Genomic DNA, 21090 nt, shown 5'->3' with positions numbered 1-21090 from the left:
TTCTATACTTTCTCAGTTTGAAGCGTTTGATATTGCAAACTTTTCACTTTAACAAAGATATTTGTCATAAGTAACAAAGTTATAACAATCAACATCGCAAAGAAGACAAAGAAGTTCGCTGGCTGACCGTCAAAGTATCCTGAAAGAAGGCCTTCTAAAACTGACAAGACATTGAGACTCTTGATAAAGGAAGGGAAGCCTGTCAAGCTAGCTGTTGTACCGATAGCATTCGAAAGATAAACAAAGCTAATCATCATAAAGAAGGCAAGGCCCATACCAATAACACGAGAATGCTTAAGCAACAAATATTGTCCTTGAACCAGAATGAAGGAAGCTGAGACTATTAATAGGACCCATGACGGTAAATATTCTCTACCAACTTGAAGCTGGACGCTAGATACAACCCCAACAATCAAGCCAATAGTCAAAGCCAAGAAAGATAAGATGCCGACATTCATAACATCTGTATCATGTAGTCTATCTAGTTTAAACTTATCTTTGACCTTGCGGATAATATTTTGTGTCGCAAAAAGATAAGCTGTAAATAAGCTGACAATCTCTAATAATAAAATCCAGGTAAATGGACGATAAACATTGATTGTTGCCTTAACAGAAGATGAATTTTGTGCCACTGGATTAGATAAGAATTTGAGTAGAACTTCATTTGGAACCCCATTTTCATAGGCATTATTAAGAACTTTGACAAAGGATTCAACAAAGTTTCCATTAGTAGCTAACTCTTCATTAAACTGCGCCATTAGAGTCTCCGCATCAGTAGACAACTTTTCTGTACTACCTTGAGCATTGGCTAGCTCACGATTAAAGTTAGTAAAGATTTGATTTGCAGATTCAGCGGCCTGAATATTACTTTGAGATGACGCCTTCACACCCGATGTTTCTGTTAACAACGAGCTAAATTCAGAATTAAGCGCAGACAAATCGGAGTCCGTTTTAGCTAAAGCTGCCGTACTGCTAGTCTGAGCAGTAGCTATATTGGCCAAGCGCTCCTTCAAACTCTCATAATGCGCCATCTGTTTAGTAATACCGCTCGCTAGCTGTTCATTATTCTTAGCAATTTCTTCTAAATTCTGCTTTAACTCAGGACCTGTTTTTTTCAACTGCCCCAATGTATCATCAAGTCTTTGTTGCACACTTTTGTTATCTGAAGTGTTTTCCGTCTTAGAAAGGCTTCCTTTATACTCATCTAAATTAGATTGGATAGCTTCCAATAGAAGAGATGTTAGCACTTCATTCATTCTCCCTGTTTTCAATTGCTCTATGGAAGAATAAACTTGAAGTAAAGAATTGACATGCTGATAAGAGGAGGCGATTCTTTGCGCTTTATCTCCATAACTAGCCGCTGCCTGCTGAAGAGCTTGAACATCAATAGGTGCACTAGCAGCAGGTACCCCATCTAGAAAAATCTCTATAGCCCCTGCTGTCGTTGTAGATGCAACATCATTCGTCACACTATAGTGAATTTCAAACTGTGCATTCTCAGCTAGTAGGACCTCTTGGTTTTCTGTGATAGTAGCACCGTTATAAGAAACTGAGTCCACTGTTACACCCGTTTTCGCCTTCCAAGCTACTTTTACCTTCGTACCAGCTGGTGCAGGAAGAGGATTGCTAGCCGTGATAGCTTTAGCAGCTAAAGCATTGAGTTCAGCGCTAGTAGTGCTATCACTAGGAGTCCCAAAGTTTTTTACATCAGGATTAAGAGTCGGTATATTTATAGAAAGGTCAAAAGCAGTGAAGCTTTTTCCACTAAAGTCTTCAGACGGTAAAGCTGCAATAGCTGAACTTAGTTCTGCTTTTAGTGTATTTTCTACATCGGTCAATGCAGTAATATTACCCTTATCAAGTACTTGACTTAGAGTAATTACATCACCTTCCTTTACACTATAGTAGTCTGACAGCTTTTTAGAAATAAATTCATTAATCCTATTTTCATGTTCTTTAAACTTTGTACGCTCAGCTTCAAGATTTTTCTCTAAATCATCAACCTGTTGTGTAATATTCTCTGTTAATCCCGCATAGGTCCTAGCATCTTTCACATCAGTTTGCCCCAACGAACCAATCTTTTTATCAAGAGCTTCCTGCCCTGTTTGTAAATCGTCATAAAGCTTCTTCGTCTCAGCACTTAAAGTATCACGGCTCATCCCCATCAGCTGATTCATGAAATCAGCATAGCTAATCTGATCCTCACCTCTTTGCTTCAATAAACTATTAAAGTTATTACCATAAGTTGTCTGAGAGTGACCGAAAGTATCAAATACTTGAGAATAACTTTCTAAGGTCGTTTTTAACGTGTTATTCGCATCAACAGAAGATGTGGATAAACTATATAGTGTTGGAAAAATATTTTTAGAACTAATAGCAGTATCTAGCAAATTCGTTTTATAATTCCCGATATTGGTAATTTGAACCTGAGAACTAGCTCGCACATTCTGTTGAGCCGTATAAAGATTACTCAAGATACTCGCCATATACATATCAACCAATTGACTGTTCAGGTCAGCAATGATATCCTTTGCTAGCTTATTCGCATCATTTTCAACCTGCAAATTTCCTGATGCATTGACCTTGTAGGTCACTGTTGTTTTATCCACATTGATATTGTTGATATCTAGAATCTTTTCAGAAAAGTCACTCGGAATGGTCAGAACCAACTGATACTTCCCTTTTTCCAGACCAGAATCCGCTGCTCCGCGTGTCACAACAAACCAATTTTGTGAATTGTCTCGTTCAATATTCTTAACATAGCTAGCGCCAAGATTATATTCTTTCTTGTCTACATTAACGGATTGGTCTTCATTGACAATCGCCACATTAAGCTTCGTCTGCTGGCTTGCCTTTAGCTTCGTTTCATTACTACTGCTCGTATTTTTTTGTACAGCTATATTTAGAATAATCATCGTAGCAAGTAAGAAAGCCACTATTAAAGTATTACCTATATATTTTAAAATTTTATTGTTTCGCATTTACCTTATTTAATCTCTATGTTGTTATGATATAAAAACAGGAAGGCTCTCGCCTTCCTAAAGCCACTTATAAAAAATTAATGGATCTGTGCTGCAATATCTTGGTCAGTTTGCTCAATGATGTCAGCAACTTTAACCAACTGAGCATTGATATCTTGAAGTAATTGTGCAAATTCTTTGATTTTTGGAGACAATTCATTGAATTGTGCTTCGAAACTATCAAAAGCAGAACCGTCCCAGTTTTCAGCAATAACTGCTTGCTCACGAGTCAAGTCATTAAGAACTTGGGTCACATTTTCAGAACCGCTAGTATATTTAGTTGCAGACTGACGAAGGTCTTCTGGAGTTAATTTAATTTGTGCCATATTTTTCTCCTTAAAATAAATAATGATAATATAATTGTAACAATTAATATCTATAATTTCAAGTATTTAGATAAAAATAAATACATTTTTATCTAAATACTAATAATCTACAGATAATTTAAAGCCTAATTGTAATTTGATTTACTGGATTCAGCCTAGTTTTTCAGCTTTAATAAATTGGTTATTTAAATCTAAAAGTCTATTAACAACCCAATTTTTCGAGAACAGCCTGATAGTTTTCTTGAACTTGATCCAGTCCAACCACCACTTCTTGACGAGTTTCATTATTCTTCACAGTGACTTGGTTGCTTTCGATCTCACTTTCACCTAAAGTAATGATGGTCTTGGCTCCAAAAGCATCTGCTGACTTGAACTGAGCCTTAAGCTTGCGGTTCAGATAATCCCGCTCAGCCGCAAATCCTTGATTACGGAGAGCTTGCACTAATTCCAAAGCACTGCGATTGGCAGCTTCACCTAGAACGGCAATATAGGCATCCAAACCTGTCTCAAGTGGCAGAGCTACTCCCTGTTTTTCTAAAATCAAGAGGAGACGCTCCATTCCCATACCAAAACCAAAGGCAGGGGTTTCTGGTCCACCAAAGTAGTCAACCAAGCCATCATAACGGCCACCCGCACAGATAGTTAGTTCGCTGCCTGCCACATCAGTCGTAAACTCAAAAATCGTGTGATTGTAGTAGTCCAGACCGCGCACCATATTGGTGTTAATGACATAAGGAACGTCCAAAGACTCTAGCATTGAGCGGACAGCCGCAAAATGCTCCTGACTCTCCTCGTCCAGAAAGTCCAAAATCGAAGGAGCCTGCTCAACGGCTGCCTTATCTTCTTTTTCCTTCGAATCCAGCACCCGCAGCGGATTTTCATCCAAACGACGCCGGCTATCCTTAGAAAGGCTGTCTTTCAGCGGAGTCAAATAATCAATCAAGGCCTGACGGTAGGCAGCTCGACTCGCTGCATTGCCCAAACTATTCAGCTGCAGCGTCACCTGCCCAATTCCAATTTCCTTGAAGAACTGAGCAGCCATAGCAATCGTTTCTGCATCTGTCGCTGGATTTTCAGAGCCGAAGCACTCCACCCCGATTTGGTGAAATTCGCGCAAGCGACCAGCCTGAGGTCGCTCATAGCGGAACATAGAGCCCATATAATAAAGCTTGACTGGCTTTTGAACTTCTGGTGCAAAGAGTTTGTTTTCGACATAAGAACGAACGACCGGTGCAGTTCCTTCTGGCCGTAGCGTAATATGACGGTCTCCCTTATCGTAGAAATCATACATTTCCTTGGTCACGATGTCTGTCGTATCTCCAACCGAGCGACTGATAACCTCATAGTGCTCAAAAATCGGTGTTCGAATTTCCGCATAGTTGTATTTTTTAAACGTCTTACGAGCAAACTCCTCCAGATACTGCCATTTAGCAGATTCCTGAGGGAGGATATCCTGAGTTCCTTTAGGTTTTTGTAATTTCATTTTCTAATCCTCTGCAACTATATGATATCTATTATTTTACCATAAATCAGATGTTTTGAGGAGTTAGAGCAGAAAAATTCCCCCCGAGAGACTAAATCCGTTTTCATTCGCCAGAATTTCTTGAAAAATTGTCAGAATTATGAGAAAATAAGACCACCATTCTATAGAGAAAGAAGGACTGAAGATGAGAGACGATATCAAAATCAATGACCGAGCAGCAGCTATCCAAGAAGAATTAATTAAAAAACTCGAAACGATTTACGATCCAGAGGTCGAGCTTGATGTCTACAATCTCGGGCTCATCTATGAAATCAATCTTGACGAGACTGGCCACTGCAAGATTGTCATGACCTTCACAGACACAGCCTGCGACTGTACCGAGACCGTTCCCATTGAAATCGTCGAGTCCCTGAAGCAAATCGAGGGCATCGAAACTGTCTCTGTTGAAGTCACTTGGTCTCCCGCTTGGAAAATCACCCGTATCAGCCGTTTCGGCCGCATTGCCTTGGGGATTAGTCCTAGATAAAAAGATGAACACTCATCCACATCTAAAATGCAAATAGTAAACCCGCTAGAAAAACTAGCGGGTTCTTTTGGTAACTATACAAACTATTTCTTACCTGTTTCTTCTGGTTTCCAGAAGTCGGTAACAGCACCTTTTGCTGCAGAAGATACCATGTGGGCATATTTACCAAGTACCCCACGGCTATAAAGCGGTGGAATGGTTGTTTCTGCCTTGCGTTTTTCAAGTTCTTCTTCAGAAACTGCCATGGAAATTTCCTTGGTATCTTGGTCAACTGTGACCATATCCCCTGTACGAAGATAGGCAATCGGACCGCCATCCTGAGCTTCTGGAGCAATGTGTCCGACAACGAGACCGTAAGTACCGCCTGAGAAGCGACCATCGGTCAGAAGGGCTACCTTGTCTCCTTGACCTTTCCCTACGATGATAGAAGAAAGTGACAGCATTTCTGGCATACCAGGGCCACCCTTTGGACCAACATAACGAACCACGACTACATCGCCATCGACTACTTCATCAGCCAGCACTGCATCAATAGCAGCTTCTTCTGAGTCAAAGACCTTAGCCGGTCCCACGTGGCGGCGTACCTTCACTCCAGAAACTTTGGCAACAGCGCCGTCTGGAGCTAGATTACCATGCAGGATAATCAATGGACCATCCGCACGTTTTGGATTTTCAAGCGGCATAATGACCTTTTGACCTGGTGTCAGATCTGCAAAGTCAGCCAAGTTTTCAGCGACTGTCTTACCTGTACAAGTGATGCGATCACCGTGCAAGAAGCCATTAGCCAAGAGATATTTCATAACGGCAGGCACACCACCGACATTGTATAGGTCTTGGAAGACATACTGGCCAGATGGTTTCAAATCCGCCAAATGCGGCACGCGCTCTTGAATGACATTGAAATCATCCAAGGTCAGCTCCACATTTGCCGCATGGGCAATAGCTAATAAGTGAAGAGTGGCATTGGTCGAGCCGCCCAGAGCCATGGTCACAGTGATGGCATCCTCAAAGGCTTCGCGAGTCAGAATGTCAGACGGCTTAAGCCCCATTTCCAGCATCCGAACAACTGCTCGGCCAGCTTCCACGATATCGTCTCTTTTATCTTGGGATTCTGCTGGGTGAGAAGAAGAACCAGGCAAGCTCATACCTAGAACTTCAATAGCTGTCGCCATAGTATTAGCCGTGTACATACCACCACAGCCACCAGGGCCAGGGCAGGCATTACATTCGATACGGCGCACTTCCTCAGCAGTCAAATCGCCATGGTTCCACTTCCCGATTCCTTCAAAGACAGAAACCAAGTCAATGTCTTTCCCGTCAAGATTTCCCGGTGCAATGGTTCCTCCGTAGGCAAAAATAGCTGGAATATCCATGTTAGCGATGGCAATCATGGAGCCAGGCATATTCTTATCACAGCCCCCGATAGCGACGAAGGCATCCACATTATGTCCGCCCATGGCAGCTTCGATAGAGTCTGCGATGATGTCGCGTGAAGTCAGAGAGAAGCGCATGCCCGGTGTCCCCATGGCAATCCCGTCTGCTACGGTAATCGTACCAAACTGAACAGGCCAAGCACCTTGTTCTTTTACTCCTTCTTTGGCTAATTTCCCAAAATCATGCAGGTGAATATTACAAGGCGTATTTTCAGCCCAAGTCGAAATCACTCCGACAATCGGAGTCTCAAAGTCCTTGTCTGTCATTCCTGTCGCACGAAGCATGGCACGGTTAGGAGATTTGACCATACTGTCATAAATCTTACTTCTGTGGCGTGTATCTAGCTTATCTGTCATATCTTTCCCTTTCATTGCAGTCATCTTTGTGCTTTATTATACCACACTTAGGCTCTATTGGATAGAAGAAAATATTTAAATTTTCAGAATATTGGAATAATAAAGCTGAAAATAGGTGCATCTGCAAAAAAGCTTTGTTATTGTCAAAAAGAAAATCAAAAAATTCTGTCAAGTAACTTTACTTTACAAAAAAGTTTTGTTATACTGTTAAAGTTGATGAAAATCATGAGATTGCATCGAATTACATTCTAAAAGGAGAAACAAACAATGGCAGTACCTGCACGTCGCACTTCAAAAGCGAAGAAAAACAAACGTCGTACACACTACAAAGTAACAGCTCCATCTGTAAACTTTGACGAAACTACTGGAGATTACTCACGTTCTCACCGCGTATCACTTAAAGGATACTACAAAGGACGTAAAATCGCTAAAGCTGCAGCAGCTGAATAATAGAAGGGAGATACCATGCGCGTAAATATTACACTTGAACACAAAGAATCTGGTGAACGCTTGTACCTTACTTCTAAAAACAAACGTAACACTCCAGACCGTCTTCAATTGAAGAAATACTCACCAAAACTTCGCAAACACGTTGTGTTCACCGAGGTTAAGTAGACATTCATTACACGTCAGTTAAGACGAAAAACATTGATTTAAAGCGATTTTTGAAATTTTGAATTTCAATAGATTGTGGTATAAATCAGTGGAGTCTCTACATTTTTCTCTACACTTTTTAGATAATAAAATTTAAGTAGAACATGCAGATAATAAAGGAACACTTCGTATGAGGTGTTCCTTTATTATAACAAAAACTCTAAAATCTGGAATAATTCATTTATTATAATTATATCAAATCTTATGTTTTTTTATTTTTGTATAGACAAAATCTTTGGGATTATCATGTGCCCCAATATCTGATGATTCTAATTTTTCAATTGATATTGAATCTAGTTAGAAACTTTCCAAATTATAGCTTGACAAATATTTCAACTGTCATTAGTAATTCTCTTAGACCAATAACTCTAATTCTTCTATATCTTCTTCTCTATCATTTTTGATTGCAGAAAATGCAGATAAAGTAGCTTCAAATGCATCAGCTCTAAAAGTTCTATTTCCTTCTCGAATACCATTTTCAAAAAGAGTTTTTAAATTTTTTTCTTTTTCCAAAAACATGCTTTCAACAAAGCTAAATTTTTTTGCACTAGAAGAAATATCATTACAGTTCAAGTACATACTATAAAGATAATTCTTAAAATTCATACTCTCATTCCATAAATATGAAGTTATAGGATTTGCTCCTAGATATTCAGCAGTATAATCATTTGAAGGTTGGAATAGATGTAACTTATCCCTATTCTGTGCTAATGCTAGCTGCTCAGGTTTAAACTCACTGAACGTATTATTATCATAATACCAAGTACTTCTTCGCTTTATAGACTCTTCTTCATCCATAAAAAACATATCCGGGTTAAAATTTCTAACATTTTGATAGTTCCCGGTTGCAATACCATCAAGTCCAACAGATGCAAACATCAAATCTTGCGGATTAGCATAACCTATAATAATCTTTTTCCCAGATAACTTTAAACTAAGTATCGCATCCAAAAGATTGTATAAATAAACTGAATTTGATACGAAAGGTTCTTCATTCGGTTTCCTTAAAGTTAAATAGTATCCATTGACTTTAGATAATACTAAAAATCCAATAAAATCGCTAAACCTCTCGTCTAGCACAAAGTCACTTCCAATTGAAATAGTCTGATAAAAAATGCCATCAATACCGCTCGATAAACCACCGTACATAAGGTCTTCTTGTTGTTGTATCCAATCTTCACTAAAACTGTTAGAAAATGTTCCTGGAATAATATATTCATCTACACCCAATGTATTTTTTTGAAAATTGATAACATTTTTTGAAAATTGCTTTGCTTCTTCACCCATAAATGAAGTTGTTTTATAATCTAATTGTTCAAAGTAGGGAAAATTCAAAATTTTATCTAAATTTGTTCTCGGTTGGTAAAATTGGGGATCAAATAAAATCTTCCCGCCGTTCTTCTTTATTTCATTAGCATGCTCTTTCAATCTTTGAGGTCTTTGTCCTGATTGCAGAGCTCGCGGAGATAATATAACTTCAATATTATTGTATTTGCTGGAAAATTCTTTATTCAGAGCCATCATTCCATAGCCCTGCTGTAAAATCATTCTCATTTAATAACCTTTCCTTTTTAAAAAATCTAATATTTCAAGTGCCGAACCCGAACGTTTATGTACTGCTGGAGATAAATTCTTTTTTATAACATATTTTAAATCTTCTGGAATATTATTAAAGTCAACTGAATCTGGAGAAAATTTTAATGTTTTTTGTAAAATTCTCTCCTTTGATATTTCTCCTTGCACTATAGGATTTGCACTAGTTAATAGTTCATATAATACAACAGCCCATGAGAACAAATCTGTTCTCTCCGAAATTAACTTTTTTTTATTTGCAACTTGCTCTGGGGCTGCATAACCAATTGTCATCGGTCCAAAAATGGCTAAGTCAGAAGTTATTGAATCATCAGTTAAATCTCTTGCGATTCCAAAATCTAACAACACTAACTCTCCATTTTCTGTAATCATTATATTTTCGGGCTTCACATCTCTATGCACTAATTTTTTTTGGTGAACTAAAGCTAATGCTTCTAGCAATTCCTTCCCAATTATAACAGCTTCTTCAAATGCTAGACCGCTTTTATTAAACTCTCTCAATGTTTTTCCTGTGACAAAACTTTCAAGAATTATAAAGATTTCTTGCTGTCCAATCTTTATTATCTGAGTATCCAAAATTACTGGAAAATATCTTGATGATAATAACTTTAAAATATCAATCTCTCTTTTAGTTCTCTTCTCACCATCATCGCTCGTAAACTTAATTACTTTAATAACTAAATTTCTCTTTAAATTCTTATCGAAAGCTTGATAAACAGTTTTCATACCACCATGACCAATAGGATTGGGATTTATCTCTAAATACGGATATGTAAGAAACAATTTATCTAATACAAGTCTAAAAAAATCATCGTTATTCAATCTTAAATTTTCCATCTATTATCCCTTCATTTATTTCCCAAAGAAGTGGTGTGTTTATTAGTTTATTTTTCCTATTTTTTATTTTAAAAATAATCTTATGATTATTCGTAACAGCTACTCCAACCCCTCTTCTATGTGCTAACTCCTTAGCTTTCTGCTGTATATCTTCTGATAATTCCGGCAACAAAATAAAAGACTGATTTGAAAACCAAAGATGACGCTCAGCTTGCTCAATAACATATTTCCAATTTGTCAATTTAGCTTCATAAACTGATAAAGAAGAAATAAAGAGAAGGTCGGTAATGCTCTTCAATCTTATGAGATTTCCATCGATATCTATCATATCTCTGTTCATTAGCCGACTTAAAGAAGAGTTTAAAACGGGTAAATCTAGATTTAAGTTTCGTAAAACTGTTTCCTTCTTCACATAAGACTTGCCTTTTAAATAAGAAAGTATATATGTATCTACCCTTTGTATATGAGGGACATTAGAATTAAGAAGTCTTTTTTCTAATAACGATGTGTTTATTGATAGCTCAATAATATCTGGTCTTCCAAAATTTGTTGGCAATTCTCTAATATAGAATCTTTTGTTTTTCTTTGAAAATTTTATAAACGAATCCACTAACTCAAATTCAGTTAAAAACATTTATTCTCAACTCCTAACTTAAACATTATAACATCTTTTCAGTATTTCATTAAACCTTTTCATTGCCAATCACGTAAAATTTTATAAAAATGTCATTTAAACAATATAAAAAGAGGAATCTGCTTCAAATTCCTCCTTAATTCATATTTTTAGTAATCTCATTAAACGAAGAGATTAACTTTTGCCGCTTCTCGTTTGACAAACTTGAAATATTTTTGCTCAAAGTCTCTAATGATACAGCATTCTCTGAAAATTGAAAATCAAAGAAGTCTTCTACTGAAATATCTAATGCTCTAATAACTTTCTCTAGAGTTTGAATTTTAAAATCATATTTTTGAATCTCAATATTTTGTATTGCTTTAATACCTAACCCAGCCATCTCCGATAATTTTTCTTGACTAAGCTTTTTTCTTTTCTACACTCCCTTATTCTGAGTGAAATATATTGTTGTAATTGGTCATGTTTCATGTTTTACCTCTTTTATCTATTTTACTATCCATTTCCTCCAATAATAAGCACAATATACAATCCAAAAGCCGAATAAAGTATTGTTCCTTGTCGGTTCTGTCTCTGTTCTTGAAGTTGTAGATATTTTTACTGATAATATTAAAATTTTATCAATAAGTGCTTTGATTACTATACTTTTGTCTATTGGAATACTAATTTATAGAAATCACAAATGATGTTTAAAACCTTTGAAATGTTGATTTCAAAGGCTTTTTCTTTTGATTTTAGCAGAAGAATTGAATTTTAACTGATTATAATCATTTAGAGATAATTTCAGCCAAATCTATCACTCTTACTTCGTGCATCTATACTCTAATCCAAGAGACTTACAAATTTGTGAAAGTTCTTCTCGATACCAATAGTATCTATTAAATTCTTCAAATGATTTTATATCTCCAAAATCAGGTCTTTTTGCTTTCATATGCACACCTTAATAAATTCAAATTTGTCATACAATCAATCTACTTGCCAACTTGTCAACCTGTCTTAATCTCTTTACTTTCTAATTTCCAGCTATCAAACTCAATTTTAATCAACCAAAAATCTATCCGAAGTTTTTATGATATGTGCTGTTTCTTTGACGTCCAAATCATCTGTATACAGCAAATGATTTTGAGTAATATTTTTAGCTAAGAAGTCATTTCTTGACTGGATAGATAAATCGCCTGTTCTTTCAATTTCTTTTCTAGAAGAATCTCGGTCTCTAAGTGTTTCTTCTTCTGCTAGCAAGACACAGTATTTTAAGTTTATCTGTTTTGCCTTTAAGAACTCCGCAATTTTCTTAAGTTGTTCCTCAAATATGACGTATTCTATGATGACTGTAATGCCTCGGGCCATGAAATTATTGGTCAGACTGATGATATTATCCCAAAACAAGTCCATGTAATAACCATCATCCTCCCAAGGTGCTACTAGGCCGCTTTTAATCATTAAGTAGATCATGTCGCCTTCGATCACCGCACTTTTGTCAAAAGAGTAAGCTAACTCTTTGCTGACCGTGCTTTTTCCAACGCCTGGAGGTCCAGAAACAATATAAACACAATTTTCCAACCTAATACCTCTATCAATTCTAACGATTCTGAGAATAACTGCTCATATTATAGCATTTCTAAGATATTATTTCTATCGACTTCAAATCCTTCAAACAGAGTGTGAAAATGGATAAAATTCGGAAAAAAGTTCTCAGAAAGAAGCAAGAAAACCCTTTCTTTTGGAAATTTTCATTTTAATGCAATAAATTTTGACAGATGGTCTGCTAGCCTTTATAATAGTATTATTATTAGAATTAGGGAGAGTATGTCCATGCCAAGCAATGAAGATAACAAAGGTATGTTGCGTAATTTTTTAGGGGGCTTTAAGCGTCTTATAAAAGGAGAAGAGAAGGAGGAAGAATCGTCTGCTTCCAATAATAATCAAGGAAGCACCCCACAGGTCAATATGACCCAAGAAGATAGAGAGAATTTCCTCATTGAGAAAGCTTTGGAATCTATCCAATACTACGACCGCTTAGATGTTATGAATATCGGCGGAGAAGAAGATCCAGACGAATCTCAAGCGATAGAAAGTGAATCTAGTCTGGCTCAAGAAAAAGTGACAGTTAAGGGGCCTTCGACTAGCGAGGCAGATTCTGCTGAAACAAGCCTCTCAACAGCGGTAGATTCTCGGAAAAAGCGGGGCTTGAAGAGCGCTGCAGACTCAATATCCTTATCATTGAGTATTGAAAGCAAAAAAGCGTCTCGGAGCTTATCCGTCTCCAAATCACAAACACAAAGTTTGGCAGTTGGCCAATCTGACAGCAAGGAAGCTGATACTTCTTCCAGCTTATCGGTGGCTGAGTCGATTGCACAAAGTTATGCCATCGAACAATCTATCTTTGAAGAAAATAGAGCATCGTTAAGCCTATCTATTTTTGAGTCGGTATCGCAAAGCATGGCCGCTGAAGAGTCTATCAGTTCAGATAGCGAAGCGTCTCTTAGCCTGTCGGTGGCTGAGTCTGTTTCCCAAAGCATTGCTATCCAAGAATCAATCAGCGCAGAAATCGAAGCGTCTACTAGCCTGTCTGTGGCCGAATCTGTTTCCCAAAGCATCGCCATCCAAGAATCAATCAGCGCAGAAACAGAAGCATCGCTTAGCCTGTCGGTGGCGGAATCTATTTCGCAAAGCATTGCTATTCAAGAATCAATCAGCGCAGAGAACGAAGCGTCTATCAGCCTGTCTGTAGCTGAGTCTGTTTCCCAAAGCATCGCCATCCAAGAATCAATCAGCGCGGAAACAGAAGCATCTCTGAGCTTGTCTGTAGCTGAGTCTGTTTCGCAAAGCATCGCGATTCAAGAATCGATCAGCGCAGAAATCGAAGCGTCTACCAGCTTGTCCGTAGCTGAGTCTATTTCGCAAAGCATCGCGATTCAAGAATCAATCAGCGCGGAAATCGAAGCGTCGCTTAGCCTGTCTGTAGCTGAGTCTGTTTCTCAAAGCATTGCCATCCAAGAATCAATCAGTGCGGAAACGGAAGCATCTCTTAGCCTGTCTGTGGCTGAGTCTATTTCTCAAAGCATTGCCATCCAAGAATCAATCAGTGCAGAAACGGAAGCATCTCTTAGCCTGTCTGTGGCGGAATCTATTTCTCAAAGCATTGCCATCCAAGAATCAATCAGCGCAGAAACGGAAGCGTCGCTTAGCCTGTCTGTGGCAGAGTCTGTTTCTCAAAGCATTGCCATCCAAGAATCAACCAGTGCAGAGAACGAAGCGTCTACCAGCTTATCTGTAGCTGAGTCTGTTTCTCAAAGCATTGCTATCCAAGAATCAACCAGTGCTGAAAACAAAGCGTCCACTAGCTTGGCTGTCGAGGAAGCCGAAGTCTTAGATAGAGCTATTGAACAGTCTATTATCACGGAAAACGAAGTGTCTACTAGCTTATCTATCGTAGAGTCTGAAGCACTAAGTAAAGCGATCGAGTTATCAATTAGCGCGGAAAATGAAGCGTCTATCAGCCTGTCTGTAGCGGAATCTGAAGCCTTAAGTCGGGCAATTGAACAGTCTATCAGTGCGGAGAACGAGGCGTCACTAAGCCTATCTATTACAGAAAATGAAATTCAAAGCATCGCAATTGAACAGTCTATCAGCCTAGAAAATGAAGTATTTACTAACCTGTCTATGGCAGAAGCTCAAGCGAAAAGCGTGGCCGTAGAGCAGTCTATCAGCTTGGAACAAGAACAGTCACGCAGCCTATCTATCGCTGAATCGCAATCACAACATGCAGCGGTAGAACAATCTCGCAACCTGGAACAGGAATATTCATACAGTTTGGCAGCTGCGGAATCTAGAGCGAAAAGAGATACTATTGAGCAGTCTACCAGCTTGGAGCAAGAACAATCATTTAGTTTATCTACTGCAGAATCTAAAGTCCTCAGCAGAGCCGTTGAACAATCAATCAGCGTCGAACAGGATCATTCATTCAGCATTTACCTTGCCCAATCTGAAGCACATAGCATTATTATTGAGCAGTCTATCAGCCTAGAGCAAGAACAGTCACGCAGCCTAGCTATTGCTGAATCACAATCTCAAAGTATCGCCATTGAGCAATCAATGAGCGTGGAAAGAGAGCGTTCAATCAGTCTATCTATCGCTGAATCACAATCTCAAAGAATGATCATTGAACAATCAATCAGTGCAGAGAGAGCCCATTCGATCAGTCTGTCTGCTGCCGTATATCAATCGCAAAGCATGGCTTCTGAGTTTACTACTGTCACACAGAATTTATCAACCTTGGCCATGATTACCAAGAGACATAAAAAATAAGCTCAGAACAAACAGCGAATGAATACTGAAAGGAACTAATATGATTAGAAATATTCTATCAAGTAATGGTAAAAGTCTAGGAATCACCGACATTCTACCCCAGTATGGTGAAGACTATCGTCTCTCTGTCATGGACGGAACAGTTGACTATCGAACAATTCCCCTAGGAGCCTACGATTTGTTCAAACAAGGCTCCAGCAAACAGGATTATCTGGCAGACATTGAAAAAATTAAAACAATGGGCTTCAATACCTACCAGCTATCCCTTTCATGGACTCGCCTCTTCCCGACAGGAGAAGAGCGGAGACCCGATGCTAAGGTTCTTGCTTTCTATGAGTCAATTATCGATGCACTTCTCGAAAATGACATCGAACCAATTGTGAGCTTGTCTCATTTTGACTTCCCGCTTCATTTGTATGAAAAATACGGAGCATGGAAAAGTCGGCAAATGATTGCCATGTATGAAAAGTATTGTGAAGCCGTTTTGACCCACTTTAAAGAAAAAGTCACTTACTGGATTACCTTTAAAGAAATGAGCGCTCTTCCCTATTTGCCATTCTTAGGCGCTGGGCTACACTTTGATAGCACAGAAAACCAGGAGCAACAAATCTGGCTGGCTGCTCACCATCAGCTAATCGCATCCGCAAATGTGGTTAAGCTCGGTCAAACCATCAATCCAACCTTCCAATTTGGTAGTTTGATTACCATCAATAGTGATTCCCACCAGGAAAATCACTCAGCTACCGATGCCTTGGGCCATGAGCTGAACAGACGTAAAAACTACATTTTTACAGATGTGCAGACCAAGGGCCACTATCCAAACCACTTCCTTCGCTACATTGAGCGAAATCAGCTGGATCTGGGCATTACGGAAGAGGATGTCTTCGCCTTAAGAGAAGGAGTCGTGGACTTTATTGCCTTCTCACATTATGCGGCAGAAAATATCCAGAATTTGTTTACCAGCAAATATGTCCGCAAAAATGTAGAAACTTGTCTGGCACAACCTGTTCTTCTTCGTATTGCCATGTCTGAGCTATATGAGCGCTACCACAAGCCTCTCTTGGTCATTGAGACTTGTTCTGAAGTCTCTGACCATCCGCAATTAGCTAAGAACATTCAAGACAACGTTCAAGAAATTATTAAATCCGTTGAGATTGACGGGATTGAGTTGCTTGGCTACACGCCTTTCAGCTGGAGCGATGTAAACATCTAGGATTCAGTCCCACGTTCAAAACATAGAAAAAATCTCCCTAAGAAAGTGGACAACCACTTGTGGGGAGATTTTTGATGTTTTAGAATAGAATCAAAGCCTTATTCTTTTCCTTTGCTATCCCTATAAATCCGATAGCTGGTCTCAGCGACAGGCAGGCCGATGATGGTGTACATATCACCTGTAATTGAGCGGATAAAGCGAGGATCCAGCTCCTGAAAGCCATAAGCACCCGCCTTATCCAGCGGACGCTTGTCATGCAGATAGGCCTCGATGATAGGCTCTAATTCTGGGTAATAATCTACAAAGTCCACCTTCGCCACGGTGTAAAAGACTTCTAGAAAATCCTGCATACGTAGGCAGACCGAGGTCACTACATGGTGGCTCTTGCCAAAGTAAGAGCGAAACATCCGATCAGCTTCAGCTAAATCCTGTGGTTTATTGTAAATCTGACCATCCACTACGACGATGGTATCAGCTGAAATATAAAGGGTTTCAGCTTCCAAGTCCAAATCGGACTTGGCCTTGGAAATCTCACAACAAATCTTGGCTGCCTTGGTCAGAAAATCCTGTTCATCGATGGTTGCCATGCAATGCTCTTCGATAGCTCGCTCGTCCACTTCTACAGACTGAATCTCTGGATTCAAAAAACTCAGCAATTCCTTGCGTCTGGGCGACGTAGATAGGAGTACAAAGCGACGAATCCTTCCTTTTTCACCTTCTCTTTGGTAGTCAAAAACCGTCTTCATGATTGTCCTCCCGTGTCCTTTAATTGAAAGAGTTCTTCCACCCGCAAATCAAAAACCTGAGCAATTTTTAAAGCCATCTCTAGCGAGGGATTATAGCGGTTATTTTCCAAGTGCAAGATCGTTTCGCGCCGCATGCCGATGCGGTCAGCCAATTCCTGCTGGGTCATGCCTCTGGTTTCACGGACAGATTTGAGTTTGGTGATAATATTGCTTTCCTTGGCCATCTTCAACCTCTCTTTTCAAATAAAAAGAAGACAAAGCCAAAGAGCAAAATCAAGACACCAATCATAATGAAGAATATTCCGGCATTGACTGTGATGGAACCTACATTAGCGCTAAGCCCTGCAAGCACCAGTAAAATTGCTATACAAATAGCAAACATCAAAGTCGCTGCTTTTGCTAGATTGGCATAAAAGCGCTCGTCTGCTTTCTCATTGACCTTTTTTAAGGCAAAAAATAAAAGAAAGAGAAGCTGGATAGCGAGGAGCCCTCCCAAGGCAATGTACTTTATAATGGACGGATTGGTGCTCGGAGTCCACAACCAAATTCCGACAGTATAGATAGAGGTTGCCGTAAGATTCAACAGATTATAAAATTTCATGGTCAGATCATAGACCTGCTTTTCTTGAATCTCTTTCATCTTCTTAGGCCACGGTTTCATGTGAAACCAAGACCAGATGCTTATAAGCTGACCTATACTTACCAAACCGACAATCATCCACTTGGCTGACCAGCTGAGATTGCTGGGAGCAAGGAAAACAGTAAAATCAATAAAGAGAGCGGTGGCGACTAAAATGAGGCCACCCGTTTTTTGACTTTTTTTCATGATAGACTCCTTTCATTGTGTTAGAAATATTTAACACCTTTATGTTATAAATATATCACATAAAAGAATAAAAGACAAGCATTTATGTACTATTTGGGAATTTTTTATTTCCGCAAACAAAAGCCCCAGAATTTCTCTGGGGAGCTGGCTTATTCTTTACCAATACAACATTCTTTGTGTTCCTGCAAGCTTTCATCGGTCTGAATGGTTACTTTGGCAATGCCATAAGCTAGAAGCTTTTGGCGCAAGTTAGCCTGCGTTTCAGCCAGCAAATTAGGATTTTCCAAACAGATATGGAGCATGGCAAATTTTTCCAAGCCGTCTGTCGTCCAAACATTGAGCTGGGTGATGGCTCGCACATTTTCCAGCGCTGCTATTTCCTGATAAAGCTGGCTGAGATCCACATCGCTGGGCACATGGTCTAGGAAAATCTGGATAGTCTCCCAAAATTTTGGCAGAGCATTGCTGAGAATAAAGCCTGCGATGACAAGAGAAAGCAGCGGATCCAGGAAATACCAATCGGTGAAGCGCAAAATGAGAGATACGAGAATAACCGCTAGCCAACCCAAAATATCCTCAAGAAAATGCAGGCTGAGAATGGATTCATTGTGACTGTGGCCATGGCTGACTACTCTGCTGGCTGCTGTATTGACGACAATGGCGACAATCCCCAAAATTAACATGCCATCATAATTTACCTTCTCAGGCGCAAATAATTTAGGGACATTTTCCACAATGACCAAGGTTGATCCAACCAGCAAAATCACCGAGGTCAACAGGGCTCCCAGCAAGCTGTATCGTTTATAACCCAAGGTATATTCTCGGTCTTCTTTTTTTGTGGAAATCTTTTCAAAAAGAGTCGATAGACCAATAGCCAGAGCATCTCCCGAATCATGAATCGCATCCGCTAAGATAGCGCTGGAATTAAAGAGAAGGCCAAAGATAAATTCAATAATGGCAAAAGAAAAATTCAAGAGAAAGGCAATTGTCATATTTTTACTGGATTTCATGTGAACCTCCTTGTTTATTTTTCTAAGTAGATAATACTTATGGTATAATGTAATCAATACCGAACACTCTGTTCAATTATATTATCTCCTATTATTAGAAAGGAAACAAGAGCCAGTTCATGTCCTTTGTCTCTTAGCAGACAAAAAGCTCTTTTTGTACGGAATTTCCATGGATAGACGAGTAAAAAAATCACGCGCAGCTATTTACCAAGCCTTTATCAGCCTGCTCAATCAGAAAAGCTACGAAAGCATCACCGTTCAGGAAATCATTGACCTAGCAGATGTCGGGCGCTCTACCTTCTATAGCCACTTTGAGACCAAGGAAACCCTGCTAGAGGAACTTTGCCAAGAGCTCTTTCAGCATACCTTTATCGAGCGCTCGGAAGGACGCGATTTATTTGAAGCTACAGCCCATATTTTCCATCACTTTCGGAAAAATCAGGATCGGATAGCCACCCTTCTCTTGGCTAAAAATACTTACTTCATCAACCGCCTGAAAATCGAGCTGGAACACTATCTCTTCCCCATGATTCAGCAGAAATTATTGCAGAAAAAAAGTCATCTGCCAGACAACTTTTTAAAAAATTATGTGACGTCAACTTTTGTGGAGACGGTCAGCTGGTGGCTGCAGCAAAGAAAGCAGATCGATGAGGACACGATTTCCCACTATTTTCTAGATTTGATGAGCTAATCTGCAATTTACCTATCATTTTCAGGGAAGATGTGGTATAATCGTTCCTTGACGCAGGAAAGGAGATTGACTATTTATGAAAAAAGAACACTCACCATTTTTAATTCCAGGTATAGTGATGATAGGGATAGCACTACGGGCTCCTTTTACTGTTTTGCCTATCGTTCTGACAGACATTGCGGAGGGGCTACAGGTTCCAGTTAGCTCTCTGGGCCTCTTGACCAGCCTGCCTTTGATTATGTTTGCCCTCTGCTCGGTCTTTGCTCCGCGCTTGGCGCAAAAGATAAGCTTGGAAAAGCTGTTTGCACTTGTGCTCGTCGTGCTAACTCTAGGCTCACTGATTCGCGTGTTTAATCTTCCCTTACTCTATACGGGGACTATTATTTTAGGAGCGGCTATTGCTGTCTTAAACGTCCTTCTTCCGAGCTTGATTCAGGCCAATCAGCCGCATCGAATCGGATTTTTGACAACCCTTTACATCACATCTATGGGGCTATCAATTACGATTCTTTCTGCTCTAGCTGTTCCCATCGTTCAAATGAGCTCTTGGCGGGGTCTCATATGGGTGTCGACTCTGATTTGCTTTGTGATTCTCTTGGTTTGGCTACCCAATGTCAAATATAGCCATCGCTTGGCTAGTAAGCAGCAAGGAAAGCAAGAGCAAGGAGCTCTTCTGAAAAATCCAAGAGTCTGGGCCTTGATTTTATTTGGTGGTTTACAGTCACTACTCTTTTATACAAGTATGACTTGGTTGCCGACTTTAGGACAACAAGCTGGCCTTTCTACTGATACGACAGGCTTATTGGCAGCCGTCTTTTCTCTAATTAGCCTGCCCTTTTCGATGACAATTCCTAGTTTGACAGCCCGCTTGAAAGCTCGTCAACGTCTGGTCATGATTAGCTTAGTTTCCGCAGCAGGTCTGATTGGTATTGCCATGCTCCTGATTCAGACAGATTCCTTTGCTTACTGGTTGATTCTTAATCTCCTCATTGGCATGTCTGTCAGTGCCCTCTTCCCCTATCTCATGGTAACCTTCTCCCTCAAGACCTCTACGCCTGCGCAAACGGCCCAACTATCTGGACTGGCTCAAACTGGAGGATACATCCTAGCTGCCTTCGGACCTAGCCTCTTTGGCTACAGCTTTGATTTGTTCCATTCTTGGACACCAGCCATCCTCATCCTCCTCGGTCTGACCGTCATCATGACCATGAGCCTCTTTTACATAGAAAAATTTGACAAGATTCTATAAAACTTCTGATTCTCCATCAGGAGTTTTTTGCTGCCAAGTTTCTTGTGATTGCTGAAATTCACTTGAAATCATCTTTCCTCATCTTACCTGCTTGATTTTTTTGATTATAACATAGTTTCAAAAGGACTTTTCTTATTTTTGACAAAACAACTTACATTTCATTATAAAAACTTGAATATGCTTATAA

At 39.4% G+C, this 21090-nt stretch carries 20 protein-coding genes and 1 pseudogene; 7 read left to right on the top strand and 14 right to left on the bottom strand.

All coding sequences use genetic code 11. From position 1 onward, the window contains the following. Positions 1-2 precede the first annotated feature (2 nt). From esaA to hisS, 3 genes are all read right to left on the bottom strand, one after another. Positions 3-2981 (bottom strand): type VII secretion protein EsaA, encoded by a 2979-nt coding sequence (esaA, locus tag FXF62_RS03380; RefSeq protein WP_149517634.1) that lies wholly within the window; start codon positions 2979-2981, stop codon positions 3-5. Positions 2982-3058: 77 nt separating this feature from the next. Further along, positions 3059-3346, bottom strand: a complete 288-nt coding sequence (locus FXF62_RS03375; RefSeq protein WP_045500081.1) for a WXG100 family type VII secretion target — start codon at positions 3344-3346, stop codon at positions 3059-3061. A 202-nt stretch (positions 3347-3548) separates the two neighbouring features. After that, positions 3549-4829, bottom strand: coding sequence for a histidine--tRNA ligase (gene hisS, locus FXF62_RS03370; RefSeq protein WP_149517633.1), 1281 nt, complete (start codon positions 4827-4829; stop codon positions 3549-3551). Positions 4830-5013: 184 nt separating this feature from the next. On the opposite strand from hisS, the gene FXF62_RS03365 reads away from it, so the two are divergent. Then, positions 5014-5355, top strand: a complete 342-nt coding sequence (locus FXF62_RS03365; RefSeq protein ID WP_005591447.1) for a metal-sulfur cluster assembly factor — start codon at positions 5014-5016, stop codon at positions 5353-5355. An 83-nt stretch (positions 5356-5438) separates the two neighbouring features. Here the strand turns inward: FXF62_RS03365 and ilvD are convergent, their stop codons facing one another. Next, entirely contained in the window at positions 5439-7160 is a 1722-nt protein-coding gene (gene ilvD, locus FXF62_RS03360) for a dihydroxy-acid dehydratase (protein ID WP_376739438.1), read from the bottom strand. A gap of 252 nt (positions 7161-7412) precedes the next feature. On the opposite strand from ilvD, the gene rpmF reads away from it, so the two are divergent. Both rpmF and rpmG read left to right on the top strand, forming a co-directional pair. Continuing rightward, on the top strand, positions 7413-7595 hold the full coding sequence (gene rpmF / locus FXF62_RS03355; protein ID WP_000290416.1) for a 50S ribosomal protein L32: 183 nt from the start codon (positions 7413-7415) through the stop codon (positions 7593-7595). Positions 7596-7610: 15 nt separating this feature from the next. Next, complete coding sequence (gene rpmG / locus FXF62_RS03350; protein WP_001265622.1) at positions 7611-7760, top strand: 50S ribosomal protein L33; 150 nt, start codon at positions 7611-7613, stop codon at positions 7758-7760. A gap of 393 nt (positions 7761-8153) precedes the next feature. Here rpmG and FXF62_RS03345 read toward each other — a convergent pair whose 3' ends face one another. The 6 genes and pseudogenes from FXF62_RS03345 to FXF62_RS03325 all read right to left on the bottom strand — a co-directional run bounded on the left by FXF62_RS03345 (position 8154) and on the right by FXF62_RS03325 (position 12420). Then, positions 8154-9353 (bottom strand): hypothetical protein, encoded by a 1200-nt coding sequence (locus FXF62_RS03345; RefSeq protein WP_149517632.1) that lies wholly within the window; start codon positions 9351-9353, stop codon positions 8154-8156. Then, a complete protein-coding gene (locus FXF62_RS03340) occupies positions 9354-10229 on the bottom strand; it encodes a serine/threonine-protein kinase (protein WP_020999255.1) in 876 nt (291 codons plus the stop codon). Further along, entirely contained in the window at positions 10207-10863 is a 657-nt protein-coding gene (locus FXF62_RS03335) for a hypothetical protein (RefSeq protein ID WP_149517631.1), read from the bottom strand. The genes FXF62_RS03340 and FXF62_RS03335 overlap by 23 nt, the downstream gene beginning before the upstream one ends. A 136-nt stretch (positions 10864-10999) precedes the next feature. Next, positions 11000-11242, bottom strand: coding sequence for an XRE family transcriptional regulator (locus FXF62_RS03330; protein WP_262881574.1), 243 nt, complete (start codon positions 11240-11242; stop codon positions 11000-11002). 423 nt (positions 11243-11665) lie between these two features. Next, positions 11666-11791, bottom strand: a pseudogene (locus FXF62_RS10785) (hypothetical protein); the annotation flags it as partial. Positions 11792-11898: 107 nt separating this feature from the next. Further along, positions 11899-12420 (bottom strand): AAA family ATPase, encoded by a 522-nt coding sequence (locus FXF62_RS03325; protein ID WP_149517630.1) that lies wholly within the window; start codon positions 12418-12420, stop codon positions 11899-11901. A gap of 252 nt (positions 12421-12672) precedes the next feature. Here FXF62_RS03325 and FXF62_RS03320 point away from each other — a divergent pair, with 252 nt between their 5' ends. Continuing rightward, positions 12673-15168, top strand: coding sequence for a serine-rich family protein (locus FXF62_RS03320; protein WP_149517629.1), 2496 nt, complete (start codon positions 12673-12675; stop codon positions 15166-15168). A gap of 40 nt (positions 15169-15208) precedes the next feature. After that, positions 15209-16381, top strand: a complete 1173-nt coding sequence (locus FXF62_RS03315) for a family 1 glycosylhydrolase (protein WP_149517628.1) — start codon at positions 15209-15211, stop codon at positions 16379-16381. Positions 16382-16479: 98 nt separating this feature from the next. On the opposite strand, the gene FXF62_RS03310 is transcribed toward FXF62_RS03315, so the two are convergent. The 4 genes from FXF62_RS03310 to FXF62_RS03295 all read right to left on the bottom strand — a co-directional run bounded on the left by FXF62_RS03310 (position 16480) and on the right by FXF62_RS03295 (position 18963). After that, a complete protein-coding gene (locus tag FXF62_RS03310; RefSeq protein ID WP_149517627.1) occupies positions 16480-17127 on the bottom strand; it encodes a Maf family protein in 648 nt (215 codons plus the stop codon). After that, entirely contained in the window at positions 17124-17351 is a 228-nt protein-coding gene (locus FXF62_RS03305; protein WP_149517626.1) for a helix-turn-helix transcriptional regulator, read from the bottom strand. Before FXF62_RS03305 ends, FXF62_RS03310 begins: the two co-directional genes overlap by 4 nt. 2 nt (positions 17352-17353) lie before the next feature. Then, complete coding sequence (locus tag FXF62_RS03300; protein WP_149517625.1) at positions 17354-17953, bottom strand: DUF3796 domain-containing protein; 600 nt, start codon at positions 17951-17953, stop codon at positions 17354-17356. A gap of 149 nt (positions 17954-18102) precedes the next feature. Further along, positions 18103-18963: a cation diffusion facilitator family transporter gene (locus tag FXF62_RS03295; protein ID WP_149517624.1), complete on the bottom strand. Its 861-nt coding sequence runs from the start codon at positions 18961-18963 to the stop codon at positions 18103-18105. Between the two features lie 169 nt (positions 18964-19132). Here FXF62_RS03295 and FXF62_RS03290 point away from each other — a divergent pair, with 169 nt between their 5' ends. Both FXF62_RS03290 and FXF62_RS03285 read left to right on the top strand, forming a co-directional pair. After that, entirely contained in the window at positions 19133-19654 is a 522-nt protein-coding gene (locus tag FXF62_RS03290) for a TetR/AcrR family transcriptional regulator (protein ID WP_149517623.1), read from the top strand. A 76-nt stretch (positions 19655-19730) separates the two neighbouring features. Continuing rightward, a complete protein-coding gene (locus FXF62_RS03285) occupies positions 19731-20903 on the top strand; it encodes a CynX/NimT family MFS transporter (RefSeq protein WP_149517622.1) in 1173 nt (390 codons plus the stop codon). Positions 20904-21090: the final 187 nt, after the last annotated feature.

The organism is Streptococcus cristatus (assembly GCF_008369405.1).
Taxonomy (GTDB): Bacteria; Bacillota; Bacilli; order Lactobacillales; family Streptococcaceae; genus Streptococcus; species Streptococcus cristatus_G.
The sequence above is the reverse complement of the archived record's forward strand: the minus strand, read 5'-3'. Positions and strand labels throughout refer to the sequence as shown.

What these genes read in the sequence shown, in the direction of transcription:
- FXF62_RS03365 (WP_005591447.1), top strand. Translation starts at nt 5,014, where the DNA reads ATGAGAGACGATATCAAAATCAATGACCGAGCAGCAGCTATCCAAGAA.
- FXF62_RS03295 (WP_149517624.1), bottom strand. Translation starts at nt 18,963, where the DNA reads ATGAAATCCAGTAAAAATATGACAATTGCCTTTCTCTTGAATTTTTCT.
- hisS (WP_149517633.1), bottom strand. Translation starts at nt 4,829, where the DNA reads ATGAAATTACAAAAACCTAAAGGAACTCAGGATATCCTCCCTCAGGAA.
- FXF62_RS03305 (WP_149517626.1), bottom strand. Translation starts at nt 17,351, where the DNA reads ATGGCCAAGGAAAGCAATATTATCACCAAACTCAAATCTGTCCGTGAA.
- FXF62_RS03330 (WP_262881574.1), bottom strand. Translation starts at nt 11,242, where the DNA reads ATGGCTGGGTTAGGTATTAAAGCAATACAAAATATTGAGATTCAAAAA.
- FXF62_RS03310 (WP_149517627.1), bottom strand. Translation starts at nt 17,127, where the DNA reads ATGAAGACGGTTTTTGACTACCAAAGAGAAGGTGAAAAAGGAAGGATT.
- FXF62_RS03345 (WP_149517632.1), bottom strand. Translation starts at nt 9,353, where the DNA reads ATGAGAATGATTTTACAGCAGGGCTATGGAATGATGGCTCTGAATAAA.
- FXF62_RS03290 (WP_149517623.1), top strand. Translation starts at nt 19,133, where the DNA reads ATGGATAGACGAGTAAAAAAATCACGCGCAGCTATTTACCAAGCCTTT.
- ilvD (WP_376739438.1), bottom strand. Translation starts at nt 7,160, where the DNA reads ATGAAAGGGAAAGATATGACAGATAAGCTAGATACACGCCACAGAAGT.
- esaA (WP_149517634.1), bottom strand. Translation starts at nt 2,981, where the DNA reads ATGCGAAACAATAAAATTTTAAAATATATAGGTAATACTTTAATAGTG.
- FXF62_RS03335 (WP_149517631.1), bottom strand. Translation starts at nt 10,863, where the DNA reads ATGTTTTTAACTGAATTTGAGTTAGTGGATTCGTTTATAAAATTTTCA.
- rpmG (WP_001265622.1), top strand. Translation starts at nt 7,611, where the DNA reads ATGCGCGTAAATATTACACTTGAACACAAAGAATCTGGTGAACGCTTG.
- FXF62_RS03300 (WP_149517625.1), bottom strand. Translation starts at nt 17,953, where the DNA reads ATGAAAAAAAGTCAAAAAACGGGTGGCCTCATTTTAGTCGCCACCGCT.
- FXF62_RS03315 (WP_149517628.1), top strand. Translation starts at nt 15,209, where the DNA reads ATGATTAGAAATATTCTATCAAGTAATGGTAAAAGTCTAGGAATCACC.
- FXF62_RS03320 (WP_149517629.1), top strand. Translation starts at nt 12,673, where the DNA reads ATGCCAAGCAATGAAGATAACAAAGGTATGTTGCGTAATTTTTTAGGG.
- FXF62_RS03340 (WP_020999255.1), bottom strand. Translation starts at nt 10,229, where the DNA reads ATGGAAAATTTAAGATTGAATAACGATGATTTTTTTAGACTTGTATTA.
- FXF62_RS03375 (WP_045500081.1), bottom strand. Translation starts at nt 3,346, where the DNA reads ATGGCACAAATTAAATTAACTCCAGAAGACCTTCGTCAGTCTGCAACT.
- FXF62_RS03285 (WP_149517622.1), top strand. Translation starts at nt 19,731, where the DNA reads ATGAAAAAAGAACACTCACCATTTTTAATTCCAGGTATAGTGATGATA.
- rpmF (WP_000290416.1), top strand. Translation starts at nt 7,413, where the DNA reads ATGGCAGTACCTGCACGTCGCACTTCAAAAGCGAAGAAAAACAAACGT.